Origin of the sequence: Tropicimonas sp. S265A (genome assembly GCF_049800835.1) — a bacterium.
Classification (GTDB): domain Bacteria; phylum Pseudomonadota; class Alphaproteobacteria; order Rhodobacterales; family Rhodobacteraceae; genus Dinoroseobacter.
In genome coordinates this window covers 47,745-68,126 of the sequence record NZ_JBNAFU010000007.1, presented here as the reverse complement: position 1 = coordinate 68,126, position 20,382 = coordinate 47,745, and the positions used below count along the sequence as shown (strand labels likewise).

General features: G+C 62.2%; 18 protein-coding genes. 12 read left to right on the top strand and 6 right to left on the bottom strand.

The features are described 5' to 3' along the window. Nucleotides 1-93: 93 nt before the first annotated feature. Nucleotides 94-1,125: a low-specificity L-threonine aldolase gene (gene ltaE, locus ACP15N_RS15735; protein WP_425093280.1), complete on the top strand. Its 1,032-nt coding sequence runs from the start codon at nucleotides 94-96 to the stop codon at nucleotides 1,123-1,125. Nucleotides 1,126-1,345: 220 nt separating this feature from the next. Continuing rightward, nucleotides 1,346-1,882, top strand: a complete 537-nt coding sequence (locus tag ACP15N_RS15730) for a hypothetical protein (protein ID WP_425093279.1) — start codon at nucleotides 1,346-1,348, stop codon at nucleotides 1,880-1,882. A 70-nt stretch (nucleotides 1,883-1,952) separates the two neighbouring features. Here ACP15N_RS15730 and ACP15N_RS15725 read toward each other — a convergent pair whose 3' ends face one another. Genes ACP15N_RS15725 through ACP15N_RS15715 form a run of 3 tightly spaced genes read right to left on the bottom strand, consistent with a single transcriptional unit; the run spans nucleotide 1,953 to nucleotide 4,259 of the window. Next, nucleotides 1,953-2,603 (bottom strand): response regulator, encoded by a 651-nt coding sequence (locus tag ACP15N_RS15725; RefSeq protein ID WP_425093278.1) that lies wholly within the window; start codon nucleotides 2,601-2,603, stop codon nucleotides 1,953-1,955. After that, the gene (locus ACP15N_RS15720) at nucleotides 2,600-4,033 is read right to left on the bottom strand and encodes a cache domain-containing protein (protein ID WP_425093277.1); all 1,434 of its coding nucleotides are present in this window, start codon (nucleotides 4,031-4,033) and stop codon (nucleotides 2,600-2,602) included. Before ACP15N_RS15720 ends, ACP15N_RS15725 begins: the two co-directional genes overlap by 4 nt. A 58-nt stretch (nucleotides 4,034-4,091) precedes the next feature. Continuing rightward, nucleotides 4,092-4,259 carry a hypothetical protein gene (locus tag ACP15N_RS15715; protein ID WP_425093276.1) on the bottom strand — a complete coding sequence of 56 codons (168 nt, stop codon included), beginning with the start codon at nucleotides 4,257-4,259 and terminating at the stop codon, nucleotides 4,092-4,094. On the opposite strand from ACP15N_RS15715, the gene ACP15N_RS15710 reads away from it, so the two are divergent. The 4 genes from ACP15N_RS15710 (at nucleotide 4,258) to ACP15N_RS15695 (ending at nucleotide 11,989) form a co-directional block, all read left to right on the top strand. Further along, a complete protein-coding gene (locus ACP15N_RS15710) occupies nucleotides 4,258-5,340 on the top strand; it encodes a TRAP transporter substrate-binding protein (protein ID WP_425093275.1) in 1,083 nt (360 codons plus the stop codon). The genes ACP15N_RS15715 and ACP15N_RS15710 overlap by 2 nt on opposite strands. 54 nt (nucleotides 5,341-5,394) lie before the next feature. Continuing rightward, a complete protein-coding gene (locus tag ACP15N_RS15705; RefSeq protein ID WP_425093274.1) occupies nucleotides 5,395-6,294 on the top strand; it encodes a TRAP transporter small permease subunit in 900 nt (299 codons plus the stop codon). Between the two features lie 12 nt (nucleotides 6,295-6,306). Continuing rightward, nucleotides 6,307-8,664, top strand: a complete 2,358-nt coding sequence (locus ACP15N_RS15700) for a TRAP transporter large permease subunit (RefSeq protein WP_425093273.1) — start codon at nucleotides 6,307-6,309, stop codon at nucleotides 8,662-8,664. A gap of 445 nt (nucleotides 8,665-9,109) precedes the next feature. Then, nucleotides 9,110-11,989, top strand: coding sequence for an Rne/Rng family ribonuclease (locus ACP15N_RS15695; RefSeq protein WP_425093272.1), 2,880 nt, complete (start codon nucleotides 9,110-9,112; stop codon nucleotides 11,987-11,989). A 75-nt stretch (nucleotides 11,990-12,064) separates the two neighbouring features. Here ACP15N_RS15695 and ACP15N_RS15690 read toward each other — a convergent pair whose 3' ends face one another. Beyond that, on the bottom strand, nucleotides 12,065-12,295 hold the full coding sequence (locus ACP15N_RS15690; protein ID WP_425093271.1) for a sulfurtransferase TusA family protein: 231 nt from the start codon (nucleotides 12,293-12,295) through the stop codon (nucleotides 12,065-12,067). Nucleotides 12,296-13,596: 1,301 nt separating this feature from the next. On the opposite strand from ACP15N_RS15690, the gene ACP15N_RS15685 reads away from it, so the two are divergent. Beyond that, entirely contained in the window at nucleotides 13,597-14,964 is a 1,368-nt protein-coding gene (locus tag ACP15N_RS15685) for a cytochrome P450 (protein ID WP_425093446.1), read from the top strand. On the opposite strand, the gene ACP15N_RS15680 is transcribed toward ACP15N_RS15685, so the two are convergent. Further along, entirely contained in the window at nucleotides 14,936-15,304 is a 369-nt protein-coding gene (locus ACP15N_RS15680; RefSeq protein ID WP_425093270.1) for a DUF4345 family protein, read from the bottom strand. The genes ACP15N_RS15685 and ACP15N_RS15680 overlap by 29 nt on opposite strands. Before the next feature lie 132 nt (nucleotides 15,305-15,436). Between ACP15N_RS15680 and ACP15N_RS15675 the strand changes: the two genes are divergently transcribed. From ACP15N_RS15675 to acuI, 5 genes are read left to right on the top strand one after another with little or no spacing between them, the layout of a single operon-like run. Continuing rightward, entirely contained in the window at nucleotides 15,437-16,195 is a 759-nt protein-coding gene (locus ACP15N_RS15675; RefSeq protein WP_425093269.1) for a DUF2182 domain-containing protein, read from the top strand. Between the two features lie 10 nt (nucleotides 16,196-16,205). Further along, on the top strand, nucleotides 16,206-16,904 hold the full coding sequence (locus ACP15N_RS15670; protein WP_425093268.1) for a DUF1326 domain-containing protein: 699 nt from the start codon (nucleotides 16,206-16,208) through the stop codon (nucleotides 16,902-16,904). Then, entirely contained in the window at nucleotides 16,901-17,407 is a 507-nt protein-coding gene (locus tag ACP15N_RS15665; protein WP_425093267.1) for a DinB family protein, read from the top strand. Before ACP15N_RS15670 ends, ACP15N_RS15665 begins: the two co-directional genes overlap by 4 nt. Next, nucleotides 17,407-18,507, top strand: a complete 1,101-nt coding sequence (locus tag ACP15N_RS15660; protein ID WP_425093266.1) for a dimethylsulfoniopropionate demethylase — start codon at nucleotides 17,407-17,409, stop codon at nucleotides 18,505-18,507. Before ACP15N_RS15665 ends, ACP15N_RS15660 begins: the two co-directional genes overlap by 1 nt. A 25-nt stretch (nucleotides 18,508-18,532) precedes the next feature. Further along, the gene (acuI, locus tag ACP15N_RS15655; protein WP_425093265.1) at nucleotides 18,533-19,519 is read left to right on the top strand and encodes an acryloyl-CoA reductase; all 987 of its coding nucleotides are present in this window, start codon (nucleotides 18,533-18,535) and stop codon (nucleotides 19,517-19,519) included. A gap of 12 nt (nucleotides 19,520-19,531) precedes the next feature. On the opposite strand, the gene ACP15N_RS15650 is transcribed toward acuI, so the two are convergent. Then, entirely contained in the window at nucleotides 19,532-20,362 is an 831-nt protein-coding gene (locus ACP15N_RS15650; RefSeq protein ID WP_425093264.1) for a universal stress protein, read from the bottom strand. Nucleotides 20,363-20,382: the final 20 nt, after the last annotated feature.

Sequence of the window (20,382 nt, the reverse complement as noted above, 5' to 3'; positions counted from 1 at the left end):
AAAGCAATTTGCGCGCTCCATAACAGGGGCGCGAACGGGATTGAACCGCTTTCGCTCGGTTCCGCGAACGATCAGTCGAAATGAGAGGTGGATATGACGGTGCTCTGCGATCTGCGGTCCGATACGGTGACACGACCTTGTGCTGGAATGCGGGCTGCAATGGCAGCAGCAGAGGTCGGCGACGACGTATATGGCGAAGATCCCACGGTCGCGCATCTGGAGGCGCGATTGTCCGAAATGCTGGGCAAGGAAGCGGGTCTGTTTCTACCGTCCGGCTCCATGAGCAACCTGTGCGCCCTGATGGCGCTAGGCGGGCGTGGGGACGCGGTGATCACCGGCAAACCCTACCACGTAAACGCGTGGGAGGCAGGATCGGCAAGCGTGCTGGGCGGCATGATGATCGTGCCGCTGGCACCAGGACCGGATGCGGCGCTTGAGCCCGAGGATGTCGCAGCTGCGATTTTCGAGGATGATCCACATTTCGCCCGGACGCGCATTCTGTCGATCGAGAACACGGTCAGCGGGCAGGCTGTATCCTTGGCGCGCATGGATGCCGCGATTGCCCCGGCGCGGGCGGCGGGACTGTCTGTCCATCTGGATGGCGCGAGGTTGTTCAACGCATCGGTCGCGTTGGGAGTGGAGGCGCGGGAGCTTGCGGCGCGCGCGGATACGGTATCGGTGTGTTTGTCCAAGGGCCTTGGCGCGCCCGTCGGAACGGTTCTGGTCGGGCCTCGGGAGGTCATCCATCACGCGCGCCGCGCGCGCAAACTGCTTGGTGGCGCCATGCGGCAGGCTGGCGTGCTTGCAGCGGCGGCCTTGTGGGCGCTGGATCATGTCCTGCCGCGCCTTTCGGACGATCACGCGCGGGCGACCGCGCTGGCCGAAGGTTTGTCCGGCCTTGACATCGGGGCGGTGCGGGCAAGAACCAACATGGTTCACCTACGTCCCCATGCACAGCTGGGCGATCTAAGGGGCGCTCTGGCCGCCAAGGGTATCCTTGTCGGTACGCCCGATCCCGAAAGCCGGATGGTGCTGCACCGCGATGTTGACGACCAGAGCCTGGCGGCTGCCCTGACAGTCTTCCGTAACGTCAGCACTGGCAAACCGCCCGTGGCGATGCCTTAGTCCTGCCACATTCCCTGCCCAGACTCGGCCTCCAGCCAAAGGGCGCGCGTGCATGGGGATGACAACGCGCAGAACAGCCCTAGGTTGTCACGCCCGGGGTGCCACTCTCGCTCCGGTTCATGCAAAAAAACGAGGAGCTGCGGTGGTCCGTTTAGTGCCTCTCTTGATCTGGTTTTTGGGTGTGCTGACACCTGCTGCGGCGTCGCCGCCTTCAGGGTGTGTGTCGACGGGAACTTTCGTCGAAGATCTGATTTGCAACGACCCGGTGATTTTCGAACTCGACCAACGGGTCCAGACCCGGTTTGAAGACGCTTTGCTGGCGGCCGAGGGGCTGGAAACCGGTGCGGAGAAGGCCGTGCTTGCCCTGCGGGACGAACAAGAGCTGTTCTTGATGCTGCGCGCAGGCTGCCTGAATACCATGAACCCGCGCGGCTGCGTGTTTGGCCGCTACGAACGGCGTGAAGCCTATCTCGTGGCCCGCTGGACATTGGAGGAGCCCGTTGCCCGTACGCGCTGGGAATGCGATGGCGCCGACATAGACGCCTTCAGCACGGTCGCCTTCGAAACGCGCGCAAGAAGCATCCGGTTCGAAGATGGCGACACTGTCTCTATCGGTTTTCGCAGGCTCTCCAGCAAGGGCCAGTGGTATGTCGGAGAACGGGGCCGTTCCATCGTGATCCGGGGGGAGCGGGCAACCTACACCCGGCCTTTCCCAAAGCAGACAGAGTACGTGTGCCGCGTTGCGCAGACGAACTGAGCCCTGACCGGATCGCAAACCGCGTCATTCTGAGTGCGGAGAGGGCAGATAGGTTTTTCTCGCCTGCGCGTCAGAGTCGTGCGCCGGTTCCCTGAAGGACGCCATGCTCCAATGCGTAGCGTGTCAGCCCCGCCGTGGACGAGATGCCAAGCTTGCGCTTGATGTTCTTGCGGTGGGTTTCGACGGTGCGCACTGAGATGTCGAGGGTCAGCGCGACCTCCTTGTTGGACTTGCCGGAGGCGAGTTGCAGCAGGATCGTTTGCTCGCGCTGCGTCAGCGGTTCGCGCCCATCCGCCGTGCTGGGCTTCAGCGACGCCGTTGCGCCGGTGCACAGGTAGGTCTGACCGGCCATCACCGCGGTGATCGCGGTTCGGATTTCTTCGGTCGGCACGTCCTTGAGGATATATCCCCGCGCGCCATGGCTCAGCGCGGTCGAGATGTATTCCGGGCTGTCATGCATCGACAGGATCACGATGCGCATCTCTGGCGTGCGCTCCAGCACCATTTCTGTCGCTGACAAGCCCCCTATGTCAGGCATGTTCAGGTCGAGCAGCACCACATCCGGGTTGAAATCGGCCAGTTTTTCGATGAGTTCGCGGCCGGAGGACAAGGTACCGACAACCTGCAGGTCTTCGTAGCTTTCGAGGATCGCCTCGATCCCCTCGGCGACCATCGGATGGTCATCGACAATCAGCACCCGGATACGTGGCTGGTCATTCATGCACTTTTCCTTCGAATGTCTTCCGGCGCTGCGACGCGTTCGTCCGGGTCTGGAGGCAGGATGTGGCTCAGGGGAACGGTTGCCTCGATCTGCGTGCCGCTGTCGCTGGACAAGACCCGCAAGGTTCCGTCGAGTTGTTCCATGCGCTCGGCCATGTTGCGCAGTCCAAGGCCGGGGGCTACGGCAGAGGCGTCTTCCATCCCGCAGCCATTGTCCGATACTCGCAGTGTCGCTCCGCGCTTATGCCCGAACAACTCAAGCTTCACCTTGCCCGCCTCGGCGTGCCGTTCGATGTTGGTCAGGGCTTCCTGCGCGATACGGTAGAGGGCGATCTTGGCATCCTTGTCCAGCCGATTGCGAAAGACCACGGTTTTCACGTCTGTCTCGATCCCGGTCCGGGTGCTGAACTCCTCGGCGAGTGACTGGATCGCGGGGCCGAGGCCAAGATCGTCCAGCTGCCCCGGCCGCAAGTCCCGCGAAATCCGACGGACTTCGTGAATGGCCTCGTTAAGCCCGTCAATGCCGCGCTCGATATTCGCGCTGGCGCGGGCATCTCCGTTGTCGACCCTGCGTCGGGCCAGTTCCAAGGCATAGCGGATGCCGACCAGCAGCTGGCTGATACTGTCATGCAGTTCCCGCGCGACGCGGCCGCGTTCCTCCTCCTGCGTGTCCAGTACCCTTTGGGTAAGGGCCTTCAGCTTGGTATCGGCAACGCGCCGCTCGCGCTGCGTCAACGCCAGCCCGGTTGCAAAAACTGCAAGTAACGCCAGCAGGGTCACTGCGCTGATCCACAAGAAGGTCCTGTCGAGGCGGGCTTCGGTCGTGGCCCGGGCTGCGGCCACCGATGCCAAGACGTCGTCGATGAAAACGCCGGTTCCGATGGCCCACTGCCAGTCCTGCAAGCCGATCACATAGGCAATCATGCGTCCCGGTTCGCCCGAGGACGGGCGCGTCCACTCGAACTCGTGGTAGCCGGCGCCGGACCGCGCCCGGGCAATCAGTTCATCGACGATCGGTGTGCCGGACGGGTCGGTCAGCCCCGCCCAGTTGCGTTGGATCAGCTCCGTCTGACGGGGGGCGACAAGGTTCGTGCCATCGTAATCGAAGACGAAGAAGTACCCTTCGCGCCCGTAGATCAGGGCGGAAAGAATTTGAGTCACACGCAATTTCGCTGCCGCATCGTTCGGGCCTGCACGCCCGTAGACCGGGTTGATTGCAGTGCGCGCAATTGCAATGTAGTTGCGCAGTTCCTGGCGCTTCGCTTCCAGAAGTTCTTGTTCCAGAACACGGATTTCTTCCTCCGCCAGAACGCGTGCCTGATTGGTCACGACCATCGCGACGCCTGCCATTGCAAGGACCAGCGGGATCGTTGCCAGCAGGAACAGCCGCTGGCCATAGTCGATCCGAAAGAGCGCCCTGAGCGCTTGCATGTGAGCTACTCCGTCAACGCCCGGCGCCAGTGTCCCAGACCGTGGAGACACCGTCAATTCAGGCGTATTGTTCGCAAAAAGCCCAAAAATCCAGCAAAAACTGCCGTTCTAAGTAGTTGTAGGTATTTTCCTTGGGCAGTTCCTGTGCGACGCCTACATCCGCAATGACGAGAGCCTTGGAGCCGACGCAACGATCGGGCGGGCCAAATCGGGAGGAACCAATCATGGATCGTCGTAAATTCTTCAAAACAGCAGCGCTTGGCGGCGCATCCGCGACCGCGCTGGCCGCACCGGCGCTGAGCCAGGGGCGAGAGCAACTGACCATGGTGACCAGCTGGCCACGTGGCCTCGCAGGGGTCTGGGACTCAGTGGAGCGTGTGGTCAACAACGTGGCCGACATCACCGACGGCACCCTGACCATTGATGCGAAAGCATCGGGCGAGCTTGTGGGTGGCTTGCAGGTATTTGACGCGGTATCCGCCGGTCAGGCTGACATGTACCACGCCGCCGACTACTACTTCCTCGGCCAGTCCAAGGCGCTAGCCTTCTTCAGCGCGGTGCCCTTTGGTATGACCGTGTCGGAATACATGGTGTGGTACTACGCACAGGACGGCATGAAGCTGCACCACGAACTGACCGAGATTTTCGGTCTGCGCAACTTCTCGGCCGGCAACACCGGCGCGCAGGGTGGCGGCTGGTTCCGCAACCCCATCAACAGCGCGCAGGACTTTCAGGGCCTCAAGTTCCGCATGCCGGGCCTTGGTGGCGAGGTTGTCGCCAAACTTGGTGCCTCGGTTCAGGTTCTGCCTGCCTCCGAGATCTACCAGGCGCTGTCCACCGGTGCGATCGACGGCACGGAATGGATCGGCCCATGGTCGGATGAGAAGCTGGGGCTTCAGGAAGTGGCCAAGCACTACTACCCGGCTGGGTTCCATGAGCCCGCGACCGGTCTGCAGGTGTCCGTCAACCTTGACCGTTTCAACAGCCTGAGCCGCGCGCACCAACGCGCGATCGAAGTTGCCGCCGCCGAAGCGCACCAGCACAACTACTCGCTGTTCGTTGCCAACAACGGCCCGGCGCTACAGCGTCTGGTGGCAGCAGGCGTGCAGACCCATGAGTTCACCGAGGACGTCTGGGATGCGTACGGTGCGGCCACCGCAGAGGTCATGGAAGAGAACCGCAGCGACGAGTTCTTTGCCCAGATCCATGACTCGGTGCTCAAGTCGATGAAAGACACCTCCAACTGGGTGTCGAAGTCCGACGGCGTCTACACCGCGCAGCGCGACCGCGTGCTCGCAAGTCTTTGATGCACGATCAGGGGGCGCGCAGGTCGCGCCCCCGCTTCATTCGAAAGCTGACGCATGATCCTTGATGGCCTTTTCTGGGTGATCACGCAAATGTACCTCGGCCTTGCCGGCGTCGTGCATGTGCTGCTGAATGCTGGCACGTATTTCGACTATTCAGACAAGACCAACCTGATGCGCCTCGTGCACTACGGCGCGTCGACTGAACTGTTCTTTGCGCTTTTCAACGTGGCCCTTCTTGTCTGGATCATCGGCTGGGTCCGGCGTGATTTCCTTTGGGGTGTCGTGTGTGGGATGGAAGGGTTCGCAAACACGGTGGGGCGTATCGCCGCCTGGGCGGGCCTGTTGATGGTGTTGCAACAGATCATGGTCGTCTTTCTGCAATCCATCTTCCGGATTGGCGAGATTTCCATCGGTCCGTTCGGGGTCGGGATGACGGAATCCGTCGGATGGTGGGGCGACAGCCTGAAACTCTGGAACGCGGTCGTCGTTTGCCTGTGCTGCGCCTGGACATTTACCCAGCGTGGCCATGTTCGGGTTGATCTGGTCTATGCCAATGTCAGCCATCGCACAAAACGCCTGATCGACATGGGCGGCGCGCTGTTCTTCATGATCCCGGCGCTGGTGCTGACATATTTCTACGCATGGTTCTTCCTGTGGCGGCATCTGATCAATCCCAAGGTGAACGCCTCTGACACGCTGGAACGGACGCTGATGAAGGCGCGCGCTGTGAAATGGAACGTGGAAACCATCGGGTTCAGTCCGAATGGCTTTGACGGCTACATCCTGTTCAAATTCCTGCTCCTTGGCTTCTGCGTGATGATGATCATTCAGGCCGTGGCGTTCTTCTATCGATCCTTCCTCGAATATGTCGAGGGCGAGGACAGCGCCGACAAATTCCACGACCCGGACAAGCTGGGTGACGAGACCGCCGAACGCGCGGCGGAAATTCACTAGGGGCGCGCGGGTATGCTGTTTGGTCTGGACGGGATCGAAATCGGTCTTATCATCGTCTTTCTGACTCTGTTCTCGGCGATTATGTCTGGCTTTCCGGTGGCCTTTGCCATCGGCGGAGCAGGCATCATAAGTTTTGCGATCATCGCCGCGCTCGACAGTGCGGGCATACTGATCCACCAGGCGATCGATACGCGTTCTGCCGAATATGCGGCCCTGATTGCCGAAGGCGTGGCACGAGATGCGATCAGCGTCTTCCGTTACCCGGATCTTCCAAGGGTGGAAGAGGCCCTGTTTCCAGGCGGTTGGGAGCAGGCCCTCAACCGAAACCTGAGTTTCATTGTCAACCGGATGGACGAACGTGTCATCGCGGGTCAAAGCATTGAAACGCTTCTGGCTGTGCTGATGTTCGTGATGATGGGCATCACGCTGGAACGCTCCAAGATCGCGAACGACCTGCTGACAACGATGGCACGGGTGTTCGGCCCCCTGCCGGGCGGACTGGCGGTATCGATTGTTGTCGTCGGGGCGTTCCTCGCGGCCTCCACCGGGATTGTCGGGGCAACCGTGGTGACAATGGGGCTGCTCGCACTGCCCACGATGTTACGCAACGGATATGCCCCGGAGCTTGCCACGGGTGTTATTGCGGCCTCGGGGACGCTGGGGCAGATCATTCCGCCCTCCATCGTGATCGTTCTGCTGGGAACGCTGGCGGGTGACATGTACGCCACAGGGCAGGAAACACGCGCCCAGCTTGCGGGATGTACCGATGCGCTGACGTTCCTTGGCGAGCCTGCGGTCCTGTCGGTCGGCACGCTGTTTCAGGCAGCCTTGCTTCCCGGCATTTTGCTGGCCTTCCTCTATGCGGCCTATGCCTTTGGCTACGCGGCTTTCAATCCGGCGAAGGCACCGCCTGTCCAGATGGGCGAAACCAATGTGGAACCAATCACAAAAGGGGAAGCCCTGACATGGTTCCTTGGTGTGCCCGGCACGCTTATCGTGCTGGTACTGGCTTTCGGGCAGGCAGGTATTGTCGGCTCACAAGACCTTACCGTGTCCGGTATGACCGAGCAGGGGCAGGGTGCGGAACTGCGCACCAACGTCTCGCCGCAGTGTCAGGCATCGATGATCGCGTTGCACGGGCAGGAGAAATGGGACCGCGCCGTCGCCCAGACACAGGCGATTGCCGACGGGGCGTCAGGCGGGGAACAGGCCCGGGAGCGCACGGCCGAAGAGATTGAAGCGGCCATTTCCGTGCGGCTCGCAGATGCGGCCCCGATCGGCACGGGGGTGGCGACGATTTTCCTGTTGCTGTCGCTTGTCTTGGCTGTGGCGAGAGGTGTCGCGCCGACCCAGGATTCAACGCCGCTGATCGTGGGGGCGCTTGGTGTTGGGCTGGCTGTCTTGATTGACATCCTGTTGATCTCGCCGCTGTCCGGGCCGGGGTGGACCTTTATGGTGCTCGCGATCCCGTTCGCACTGACCGTCTACGGATGCCGGACCGCAGTGGTCCGGCTGGCCGGAAACGACCTGATCCGCGTTGTATTCCCGCCGCTGATCCTGATCGTTGCGGTACTGGGGTCGATCCTTGGCGGCATAACAAACCCCACGCCTGCCGCCGGGCTCGGGGCTGGGGGCGCCATCATGCTCGCGGCCTATCGCAAGCTGCGGGAGGATGAACGCTCTGCCAAGCTGATCCTTGCGGCGGCCTTTGGCATCCTGCTCATGATCATCATCGGTATGAACTTTGATCTGCGGACCGGGCGTGACGGGATCACCATCGCGGACTGGATCGCGATCTTCGCCGCGCAGGGCGCATACCATATTGCGATGATTGGGTTGCTCTACGCATGCTGGGTGCTGTGGCGGCGCAGCGTTCTGGCGCCAGTCGTGCGCGAGACGGCCAAGGTCACCTCTATGGTGTTCACGATCCTGATCGGCAGCCAGATCCTGAACCTCGTGGTCATCTCATTCGGGGGCGAACATTACATCCAGCAGTTCCTGCGCGCCTTCGACAACGAGATCGTCGTGTTTCTGATCGTGATGGCGGTGCTCTTCGTTCTTGGCTTCGTGCTCGACTTTCTGGAGATCATCTACATCGTCATCCCGATTGTAGGGCCCGTGATCTATGGCGGCACGCTTGATCCGGCCTGGGTGACGATCATGATCGCAGTGAACCTGCAAACCTCGTTCCTGACCCCGCCATTCGGCTTTGCCCTGTTCTACCTGCGCGGGGTAGCGCCGGCGCAGGTGACCACCGCGCATATCTATCGCGGCGTGATCCCGTTTGTGGTGATCCAGGTCTGCGCTCTCGGTCTGTTGTGGCTTTTCCCGGGCGTTGTCACGATCGTTCCCGATCTGCTCGGTGGCTGATTTCCCGCCCCGGTTGTGGGGCGGATAAAATCAATCGTTGTAATTCACGGCAAGCTTCCCTTATCTAGGGGGACGGACGCGCGCCCACCGTCGGGCGCTGTCGTTCGGTTTTCAGGTTTACCTGCAATCGCCCGCCGCCGCGGAACGTCCGTCGGACATGCGGCATTGCAGAGTTTCAGGGTTTGGCGAGAACGGCCCGGCATCCGGGCGCTCGGACCAGCCCAGCTCATCCCATGCCTTTTGCGGGTATGGATCTAGACAGGCGCCGGTACGACCGGCACCGGAGAAACGCGATGCGACGCGACGAGGCAGGCAGGGCTGAGGAGGCGGGACAGGGTCCCGTCCAGCCACTGTGCCGCGCGGTCGGCATTGCTCAAAACACCACAACCCTCTCGCCACGGGGCCTTGCGCCACCAGGGTTCGGTCGGTTGTGCAGAAAGACACAATGGCAAAGAAGATGCTTATCGATGCCACCCACGCGGAGGAAACCCGCGTCGTGGTGGTGGACGGAACCAAGGTTGAGGAGTTCGACTTTGAGTCCGTGTCCAAACGGCAGATCGCCGGCAATATCTATCTCGCAAAGGTAACCCGGGTCGAGCCGTCGTTGCAGGCGGCCTTCGTGGACTATGGCGGCAACCGCCACGGGTTTCTGGCGTTCTCGGAAATCCACCCGGATTACTACCAGATTCCGGTTGCTGATCGCGAGGCGATCCTGGCAGAAGAGCTGGCCTATGCGGAAGCTGAGGCCGAGGATGACGAGCCAAAGCCGAAAAAGCGGCGCTCGCGTCGCAAGAAGAAGCCCGAGACAACCCAGTCGGAAGAGCAGGCAGTCGAGTCTGCCGAAGCGCAGACCGATCAGCCAGTAGCGGAGGCCACGAAAGCGGCTGACCCGGCGGAGCCACCTGCCGAGGATCCCAGTGCAGAGGGTGCTCCCGAGGTGGCCGAAGTGTCGGACGTCGAGCCGACCGATGGCCCCGGCGCTGAGACCGGAGACGACGAGGACAAGGGGCCGTCAACGATGGCGCACGCGATCGAGGGCGACGATCCGACCGTGACGTCCGAGGATGCAGCACCCGTTCCGGACGAGGCCGAGGCGGCACCAGTTGAAGGGGACAAGAAAATCCCCGGCATGGATGTGGTCGAGGCCAGCGGCGAGGACGGGCCACTTGCGGTCATTGACGATGCGGATACCTCCGCCGAGGCCGAAACACCCGGGGAGCAGGACGCGCCCGCAACGGAGCCCGAGGCCGAAGCTCCGGTTGAGAAACCCAAGCGCCGGCGCTCACGTCGCCGCAAGAAAGACGAAGAGCAACCGGCAGAGACCCCTGCGGAGGCTACAGAAGAAGACAGCCCCGCCGCAACCGAGATCGAAGATGTGGCCGACACGGACGTCACGGACGAGATCGTGCGCCCGCGCAAACCGGTGCGCCGTTACAAGATCCAGGAAGTGGTCAAGGTCCGCCAGGTTATGCTGGTACAGGTCGTCAAGGAAGAACGTGGCAACAAGGGTGCGGCGCTGACCACCTATCTGAGCCTGGCGGGGCGGTACTGTGTCCTGATGCCCAACACTGCGCGCGGTGGCGGCATCTCCCGCAAGATCACCAATGCAGCCGATCGCAAGAAGCTCAAGGAAATCGCTGGCGAGATCGACGTGCCCAAGGGTGCTGGTCTGATCATCCGCACGGCAGGGGCAAAACGGACAAAGACCGAGATCAAGCGCGATTACGAGTATCTCAAGCGTCTTTGGGAGCAAATTCGCGACCTGACGCTGAAATCGTCGGCACCCGCGCAGATCTACGAGGAAGGCAACCTGATCAAACGCTCGATCCGCGATCTTTACAGCCGCGATATCGATGAGGTGCTGGTTGAGGGCGAGGAAGGGTACCGTCTTGCCAAGGACTTCATGAAGATGCTCATGCCGTCCCACGCCAAGAACGTGAAGCTTTACACCGACGCGCTGCCGCTCTTCGCGCGGTTCCAGGTCGAAAGCTACCTGGCGGGCATGTTCAACCCGACCGTGCAGCTGAAATCCGGTGGCTATCTGGTGATCGGTATCACCGAAGCGCTGGTGGCGATCGACGTGAACTCGGGTCGGGCCACCAAGGAAGGGTCGATCGAGGAAACCGCACTCAAGACCAACCTTGAGGCAGCAGAGGAAGTTGCCCGCCAGGTACGTCTGCGCGACTTGGCCGGTCTGATCGTGATCGACTTCATCGACATGGAGGAGCGGCGCAACAACAACGCGGTCGAGAAGCGCCTGAAAGACAAGCTCAAGACCGACCGGGCCCGCATTCAGGTCGGCCGCATTTCGGGCTTTGGCCTTCTGGAAATGTCGCGTCAGCGTCTTCGTCCGGGCATGCTGGAGATCACGACGCAGCCCTGTAATCATTGTCACGGCACGGGCCTTATCCGCTCGGACAACTCTTTGGCGCTCTCCATCGTGCGCGCGCTTGAAGAGGAAGGCATGCGCCGCCGCGCAAAAGAGGTTCTGGTGCGCGCGCCTGTGGACGTGATCAACTACCTCTTCAACGAAAAGCGCGAGCACATTGCGCTGATCGAGGGGCGGCATGGTTTGTCGGTGCGCATGGAAGCCGACGGATCGATGACCGGGGCTGATTTCAACATCGAACGGTTCAAGACCGCGACACGTGTTGTGGCGGAAGCGGTCAGCCCGGTGATATCCGGTGATCTGGCGGTGGTTGAGGAGGCGGATATCGAGGAAGACGACGCCTCTGAAACCGGCGCGGATGCAGAGGCCGCAGTGTCCACCGAGGACGACGATAAGCCGAAGAAGCGTCGCCGGCGTCGGCGTCGGCGTCGCGGCGGTGGGAATGGCGATGCCAGTGGCGAGACCAATGGCGACACACAGTCGAGCGATGGAGAGCCGGTATCCGCGCAGAGCGAGACGGATACTTCCGAAGTGCAAGGCGCCGAAACTTCAGCTGAACCGGATGCGCCCGAACAGTCCGACGACGCAAGCGCCGAGAAGCCCAAGCGTCGTCGCCGCCGCCGCAAGAAATCTGATGATGCGTTGGCAGCAGACGTCACCGCCGTTGCGCCGGAAGAGCAGGCAGATACGCCTGTGGCCGAGGTACCAGCGGACGCTCTGGCTGAGGAACCGGTCCCGGAGCCTGAGCCTGTTGCGGAAGTCGCACAAGAGCCCGAGCCTGAGCCCCAGCCTGAACCAGAAGCCGAGAAAGCAGAGGACGTGGCGGTTGTTGCGGCCGAGCCAGAACCTGCGGCAGCACCCGAGCAGACAGCTGAGCCAGATCCAGAGGCGGGCAAGAAACCCAAGCGCCGCGGATGGTGGTCCATGGCGCGCTAAGCGACAAATATCTCACAATTTCAAGAAGGCGGGCCTTGGCTCGCCTTTTTTGCAGCACAAAACCCTCGGCTTGTCTTAACCTTTGCGAATAACATAAAGACGCGCCGCGTCATCCGCGTCCCTTTGAGAGAGCAATTCATGCCCGCTTTCGGCGCAAAAGTGAGGCACATCAACAATAGCGGCCGGATCATCGGCAAGAAGATGCAGTTCCTCCCCCTGCGCTAGCGACTTGAGACGCTTGCGCGCTTTCAAGACCGGCAGGGGGCAAAGCAGCCCTCGGGCATCAAGTTCGTATTTCGCGCTCATGTCTCCGTTCTAGCGCACCACGCCCGGGGTACAATCCGCAATCGGCTTCCAAGGAGTGCGTAATGCGCCAGGGCGAGCAGACGCAGTACATTACGGGACAGAACCGCGTGACAGGCGAAGGTCAACAGCAGGGTGTGCGCAAACGAAAGGTGTTCTACCTGCCGGGGTACGATCCGTTTCCGAGCCGCCGCTACCGCGAAATGTATCGTCGCGAAGCACTCTTGCAGGCCAAGATATCAAATTACCGGATCTCTGTCACCGGCGGGCCGGGGGGCGCCACATGGACTGCCGAAGCGGACATGGACGGTGCACATACCGACGCGGAGATTGAGGTTCTGGAATGGTCCGACCTTGTTCGCGCGTCGATGCCGGGAACGATTTCTTCGGTTTACGGAGCACTCTTCCGAACGTCCTGGACGTATCTCCGGTCCGGGGTGTTGTCTGAATTGCTGGCACTGCGCAAGGGCCCCGTCCTCGCCGCGCTCTATCCCGTGGCCATGCTGGTGTTCCAGTTGGTCATCGCGCTGGCCGCCGCCTATAGCTATTTCACGATCGGGTCGATGTTCGGCGAGGTGGGCACCGTGATGGGGGCGCTGATCGGTGCTGCGGTTGTCTGGGTCGGCCTGCGCCTGTTCCGGAAACTGGATCGCGTGTTTCTGGCCGACTACCTGATGGAAGACTACGCCTACGCCGCCCAGGCAGACGGCGCATACCCGCCCGAGCTTGACGTGCGGCTGGATACTTTCGCCGAACGGATCGAGAAGGCGCTGGACAGTGACGCGGACGAAATTCTGCTGGTGGGGCACTCCTCGGGTGCCTACCTCGCGGTATCGGTGCTCGCGCGTGTCGTGCGTGCCGGCAAGAGCGACCGACGCCTCGGGTTGATGACCCTCGGTCATGTCGTGCCGATGATCTCGCTTTTGCCGAATGCCACCGCGTTGCGCGCGGACCTCAAACTCATGGGCGAGCAGGACGACATCTTCTGGCTGGACGTGTCCGCCCCGGGCGATGGATGTGCGTTTGCCTTGTGCCATCCGGTTGGCGTCAGTGGCGTGTCCACCCTTGCCACGAAGTGGCCGCTGGTGATTTCGGCACGGTTTTCGGAAACCCTGCGCCCCGAGACGTGGCGCAAGTTGCGCCGACGGTTCTTTCGCCTGCATTTCCAGTACCTGCACGCTTTCGATCAGCCGGGCGATTATGATTACTTCGCGATCACCGCAGGCCCCCAACGATTGTCCGAACGCTTCGAGGGGCGCGCGCCATCCCCAAGCGTCAAGGGACGCAATGCACCCAACCCTCGTGTGCCCAAGCCCAAGCCGCGCCCGGACTGGGTCCCGTTCTGGCGATATCTCAAGCTGTTCCGTGCAGATATCCTGTCCGCCCAGCCGGAACGGCTTTACGCGGCATGGATGGCCGCGTTCCGCACACCCTTCTTTCGGTCCTTTCTGATCAACGATCCGACCCTTGTGAAAGAGGTATTGCAGGACAATCCAGAGGACTACCCGAAGTCCAGTCGCGTGAACGAAGGTTTGCGCCCCTTGCTGGGTAACAGCGTGTTCGTCACCAACGGGGCAGTCTGGGAACGGCAGCGACGGATCATCGATCCGGCCTTCGAAGGCGGGCGTCTGCGCGATAGCTTTCCAGCCATGCAGCATGCCGCTGCCCGCACGGTCGAGCGCCTTGCCGAACGGGGGGCTGCCGACGCGGTGGAGGTTGAGGAACAGGCCAGTCACGCCGCCGCGGACGTCATGTTTCGCACGCTGTTTTCGATCCCGATCCAGGACGAAACCGCGACCAAGGTGTTCAAAGCGTTCCGTACCTACCAGCGCAGCCAACCCATCCTGAATCTTGCCGCGTTTATTCCGCTGCCGCACTGGATGCCCCGGTTCCACCGGTCCGAGACGGTTCTTGCGGCAGAAAAGATCCGCAAATTACTCACCCAACTGTGCGATGCACGTCAGGCAGAAATTGCCGCGGGCACGGCCCCCGATGACTTGGCGACCAAGATCATGACGACGCGGGACCCCGAGACGGGGGAGTTGTTCACGACGGAGGAAATGGTGGATCAGGTTGCGATCTTCTTCCTCGCCGGACATGAGACCTCTGCCAGCGCGCTTGGCTGGGCGCTGTGGCTGCTGGCGGCGCATCCCGACATACAAGAGCGCGTCGCGGCCGAGGCTGCCAGTGTCGACCCGGTCTCGATGCCATTTGCGCACCTGTCGAAATTGCCCCTTACGCGCAATGTCTTCCGGGAAGCGCTACGCCTGTACCCGCCGGTGCCGATGATGGTGCGCCAGAACACTTATCAGCGCGAGTGGCGCGACCGGCGCATCCCGCGCGGCGCGCAGATCGTCCTGAGCCCCTGGCATCTGCATCGGCACGAGCGGTTGTGGGACAATCCCGACGGGTTCGATCCGGACCGTTGGGACGATCCTGCAACGAAAGACAGCCAGCGCGACGCCTACTTGCCGTTCTCTGCCGGGCCGCGTGTCTGTGTCGGGGCCGGGTTCGCGATGGCCGAGGGTGTGGTGTTGCTTTCCGCGATCATGGCGTCCTGTCGCGTTGCGCCGATCGAGGGGCAGGTGCCGGAACCGCAGGCTCATCTGACGGTGCGTGCGCGTCACGGCATCTGGTTGAAGATCATGCCCCGATCAGGCCAGGCAGGTTGAGCGCCAGCCCCAGAGCGGCAACTGCAAACTCGGTTACAAAGAACGCCCACGTCTTCGGTGTCGGGGCCGTATCGCGCAGCAAAGAGGTCGCGCGCCCGAGCGCTGCACCACCCCATGCGAACCCGACCATGGCGTAGGCCGCAGGCCCGCCGAGAATCAGTGCGCCACTACCCAGACCCACGAACAGAGCCCCCGCAGAGGCGCGAATTTCCGACACGCCCATCGTTGTTTCGCCGGTATGCAAGTCCAACGCTTCCATTGTGTATTTCGGCGCGAGCCAGCCGAAGCATCCAAGGCCGATGCTCAACAAAGCAATTATAATGTTCAGAATCTCGATCATCGGGGTGGCCTTCCTGTGGCAGTCCCGTGCCTCTACCGCACGGGTCGGCGAATGAAAACGGCAGAGCGCGGGGTGCGGGAATGTTTGACAATTCAGGTTTGCTGCGGAAATCCTGCGGCCTAGGGAGGATACATGCTTCGCACAGCTTTTGATTTGCGCAGCCTTTGCTGGCTGGCATTTTTTGCCGCCATCCTGATGGCGTGGGTCATGCTGTTCGGCATGGCGAGGATGTCGGGTCTTGATTGGCTTGGGCGACCGGTCGCAATGAACATGATGCCGATGACCTCGTTCGGGGCGCTTGCTCCGATGTGGGCGATCATGATGGCCGCGATGATGTTGCCCACACTGGTGCCTGCCCTTGGCACGTACGAAGCCTTGATCCGATCCGCCGATGGCAGCCGGGCCGGGTGGGTTGGCGTTGTGGTCGGGTATTTCGGAGTTTGGATCGGCATGGCGCTGATCTTTGCGTTCATGCAGGCGGTGCTGATCAGCACCGGAGTGGTGGATGACCTCGGGGCTGCAACCTCGCTTTGGATATCCGCCGGATTAATGATTTTTGTGGGGCTTTACCAGTTTTCCCGCTTGAAAGAGATCTGCCACGGCGTCTGTCACAGCCCGATGTCTTACTACCTTGGGCACTGGACACCCGGATTTGCCGGTGGGGCGCGCATGGGGGCGGGGCTCGGCGGCTATTGTGCGGGCTGCTGCTGGGGCATCATGGCGCTCGGGTTTGTTGGCGGCACTATGAGCCTTTTGTGGATGGGGCTTGCGACGGCCTTCATGGTGCTCGAAAAGCTGCCGCAGGTCGCGCACGTGGTGTCGCGCCCGGCTGGGGTCGTTTTGATCGCGGCAGGCGTGACTGTCATCGCCTACGCGGCCACGGGTATGTAAGGGAGGGACAATGGCGAAGCACAAGAAATCCGACCGCCTTCAGGTGATGGAGCGGATCGACGCGCGGATGAACCCGCGCCGCCGCCGGATGGAGCCCACGAGTTGGGAGATCAAGGGCGAGCTGTTTCTCAATTGCTCCTGCGACGTGTTCTGTCCGTGCGTTGTCAGTCTTGGCAAGCATCCCCCGACCGAAGGCGACTGCAAGGCCTGGATGGCGATCCGCATTGATGAGGGCCATTTCGAAGGCGAGTCCCTCGCCGGGCTGAACGTCGCGCTGATGGTCGAGATTCCGGGCCGCATGGCCGAAGGCGGCTGGCGTGTCGCGGCCTACGTGGACGAACGGTCCACACAAAAAGCCTATAACGGCATTCTCAAGATTTTCTCCGGCGCGGCGGGCGGCACCACGGGCCTCTTTACGCTGCTGGTCTCCGACATTGTCGGTGCGGAGCGCGCGCCCGTGGAGATTGGGACGAACGGCGCGCGCCGTTCGATCAAGGTGGGCCGCAAGATCGAAGGGGAGATCGAGATGGTCGGTGGCGCCGATCCCGATCATCCCGTGATGGTCTCGAACTCCAAATACTGGATGGGACCCGACATCATCGTCGCGAAAGGGCTCAAAAGCAGGGTGCGCGATTTCGGCCGGATGTGGGACTTCGGGGGCAAGTCCGCCGAGATTTGTCCGATCCACTGGTCCGGGCCCGGGAAATGATCACGCCCGGCTATTGCCACATGATGGCACGCTATAACGCGTGGCAGAACGAAAGCCTGATCTCGGCGGCGGCGGGCTTGCCTGTGGCCGAGTTGACCAAGTTTCGCGGCGCGCATTTCGGCTCGATCTTTGCGACGTTCAATCACCTGCTCTGGGGCGACACGATCTGGATGAGTCGCTTTGCCGAATGGGACAAACCCGAGGGCGGCATTGCCTCAAGCGTCGAATTCACCCCGAGCTGGGCAGTCTATTTACGGGCCCGGCGGGAGGCAGACCGTCAGATCACCGATTGGGCAGGACGGTTGGACGCGGAAGCCCTCGAAGGCACGCTTGGTTGGTTTTCTGGGGCCCTGAACCAGCAGGTCGAGCGGCCCTTCGCCGTGTGTGTGGCGCATTTCTTCAACCATCAAACGCACCATCGCGGCCAGATCCACGCGATGCTGACTGCCGCTGGCGCGCGTCCTGGCGACACCGACCTGTTCGCGATGCCGGAGGGGCTTTGATGGAACTCTCGCTCTCTCGCCGCCTGCGGCGCACGCCCTTTTCGCCCGGTGTGGAGGCGGCCGGGGTCAAGGGATACACCGTTTACAACCGTATGCTCCTTCCGACCGTATTCGAGAGCGTTGAGGCAGATTACCGCCACCTGAAAACAAACGTGCAAATCTGGGACGTGGCCGTCGAACGACAGGTGGAATTGCGCGGCCCTGATGCGGGGCGCCTGTTGCAAATTCTGACCCCGCGCGATCTGCGCGGTATGCTTCCGGGGCAGTGCTATTACATCCCCGTCGTGGACGAGACGGGCGGCATGCTGAACGACCCGGTCGCATTGAAGCTGGCGGAGGACCGGTACTGGATTTCGATTGCTGACAGCGATCTGCTTTTGTGGGTCAAGGCGTTGGGCCACGCGCGCCAGCTCGAGGTCTCGGTGGAGGAACCGGATGTCTCGCCGCTGGCCGTTCAGGGTCCAAAAGCGGACACGCTGATTGCCCGGCTCTTTGGCGATGACGCCGTCGCCCTGCGCTTTTTCCGGTTCGGCTTTTTTCAATGGGAGGGGCGCGAACTGGTCGTGGCCCGATCAGGCTATTCGCGCCAGGGTGGGTTCGAGATTTACGTGGAAGGCGCAGAGCTTGGCATGCCGCTCTGGGATGCGCTGATGACGGCGGGTGCCGATCTGGGCGTGCGGGCTGGATGTCCCAACCTGATCGAACGGATCGAGGGGGGCTTGTTGAGCTACGGCAATGACATGACGCGGGCGAATACGCCCTTCGAGTGCGGCCTGGGGCGATTTTGCAATGTGGAAACCGCAATCGGCTGTCTGGGGCGCGATGCCTTGATGCGCGTGTCGATGGACGGGCCGATCCGGCAGGTCCGCGCGCTGGATATCAGTGGCGAACCGGTCGGGCGCTGTGACCGGGAGTGGCCCTTGTGGGCGGGCAACACGCGGGTCGGGCAGATTACCTCGGCGGCGTGGTCGCCCGACTATCAGACCAACGTGGCCATCGGCATGGTGCGTCTGACCCACTGGGATGCAGGCACCGAGTTGCTGGTCGAAACACAAGCAGGCGCGCGTACCGCGACGGTGCGTGGCGGGTTTTGGATTTAACCGGATCAAACGGAGAGTGGATGACATGAAAGCACTGGTCGTGCGCAAAGAAGGTGACGAAAAACCGGTCGCTGCGGTTGAAGAGATCACCGAAGACATGCTGCCCGAGGGCGACGTGACGGTGGCGGTCGAATACTCTACCGTGAATTACAAGGACGGTCTTTGCATTGGTCCGGGCGGAGGTTTGGTGCGCAAGTACCCGCACGTGCCCGGCATCGACTTCGCCGGAACGGTTGAGGCGTCCGAAGACGCCCGCTACGCCCCCGGTGACAAGGTTGTCCTGACCGGCTGGCGCGTTGGGGAGGTCCACTGGGGCGGGTATGCGCAAAAGGCGCGTGTAAAAGCCGACTGGCTGGTGCCGTTGCCTGGCGCACTCAGCACGCGGCAGGCCATGGCCGTCGGCACGGCAGGGTTCACCGCGATGTTGGCAGTTATGGCGCTCGAAGATCACGGGCTGACCCCCGAAAACGGCCCGGTTCTGGTTACGGGTGCGGCTGGCGGTGTGGGGTCTGTCGCGGTCGCGATCCTGTCGGCGAAGGGCTACGAGGTGGCCGGTGTCACCGGACGGCCCGAAACGGCAGATTACCTCAAGAGCCTCGGGGCGACGCAGATCGTCGCCCGCGAGGACATAAACGAGACCGTAAAACGCCCGCTTGAGGCCGAAACCTGGGCGGGGTGCATCGATGCCGTCGGCGGACCGATGCTGGCGCGCGTGCTGGGTCAGATCAAGTACGGCGGCTCTGTCGCGGCGGTTGGACTTGCCGGCGGTGCAGGTCTTCCTGCAACTGTGATCCCGTTCCTGTTGCGCGGTGTGAACCTGCTCGGCATCGATTCCGTCATGCGCCCCTACGAGGACCGTGTCCGCGCCTGGGCCGAGATCGCCCAGAGCCTTCCGATGGACAAGCTCGAGACGATGGTGCAACCCGCCACGATGGCCGATCTTCCCAAGTTGGGGTCGGACATCCTGAAAGGACAGGTCAAGGGCCGCGTTGTCGTTGACGTGAACGCCTGATCCAGTCGCGCCCTACATCGCACTGCGCGGTGGGGGCGCGATCAACAGGTCTGTGGGAGGATTGCGGACCATGTCGGCGGTGAAGCTGCCGAGCAGCGCATCCATGATCCCTGTTTTCGTGTGCGCGCCGAGGCAGACCAGATCGGCGCGCGCCTCCTGAAATGCCGCTTCGAACACGCTGCTGATCGCACCCGCCTTGCACGTGACCGCCTGATCCGGGCTGAATGCCTTTGCGCGCGCCTCTGCATCTTCAAGAAACGGCGTTGGGTCCACCATATGGGAGATATCGCCAACGGCACCCGGGGCCGCGATTGCGGTTTGATAGGGCACTTGCACTGCATGGATAACGTCGATTTCGGCCTGCGGGGCCAGGGCGCGCGCGGCCTCGATGCTGGCCTTGCATGCGCGGGAGAAATCGACCGGAGCCAGAACCCGCGCGTAGTCCTGTGCCGCGGGTGAAACTGCCAGCAAGGCAGGGCAGGTCAGGCTTTGCAGGATTTTCTCGACCGTGGTGGCCCGGACCGCATCCAGCAATCTGCGGTGGTGGTGGCGCCCCATCACAACCAGATCGGCGGCGCAACCGGCGCTCGCATGGGCTATCTCGGATGCCGGGTCTCCGGCCTTGACGGTGATGTGCGTGTCCAGTGCGTCTGCGCCGACATGCAGCGCAAGCTGATCGCGCACCAATCCCTTGCGCAGGGTGAGTGCTGCGTCCTGTTCGGTGTCTTCCATAACGGACAGCACGGTCAGGGCGGCACCCTGAGCCGTTGCGATCCGTATCGCCCGTGCGAGGGCCCGGTCGCTGTCGGCATGGGTGTCGGTAGCAATCAGAATTGAGCGCATCGCGTCCTCCTGTCATGTGC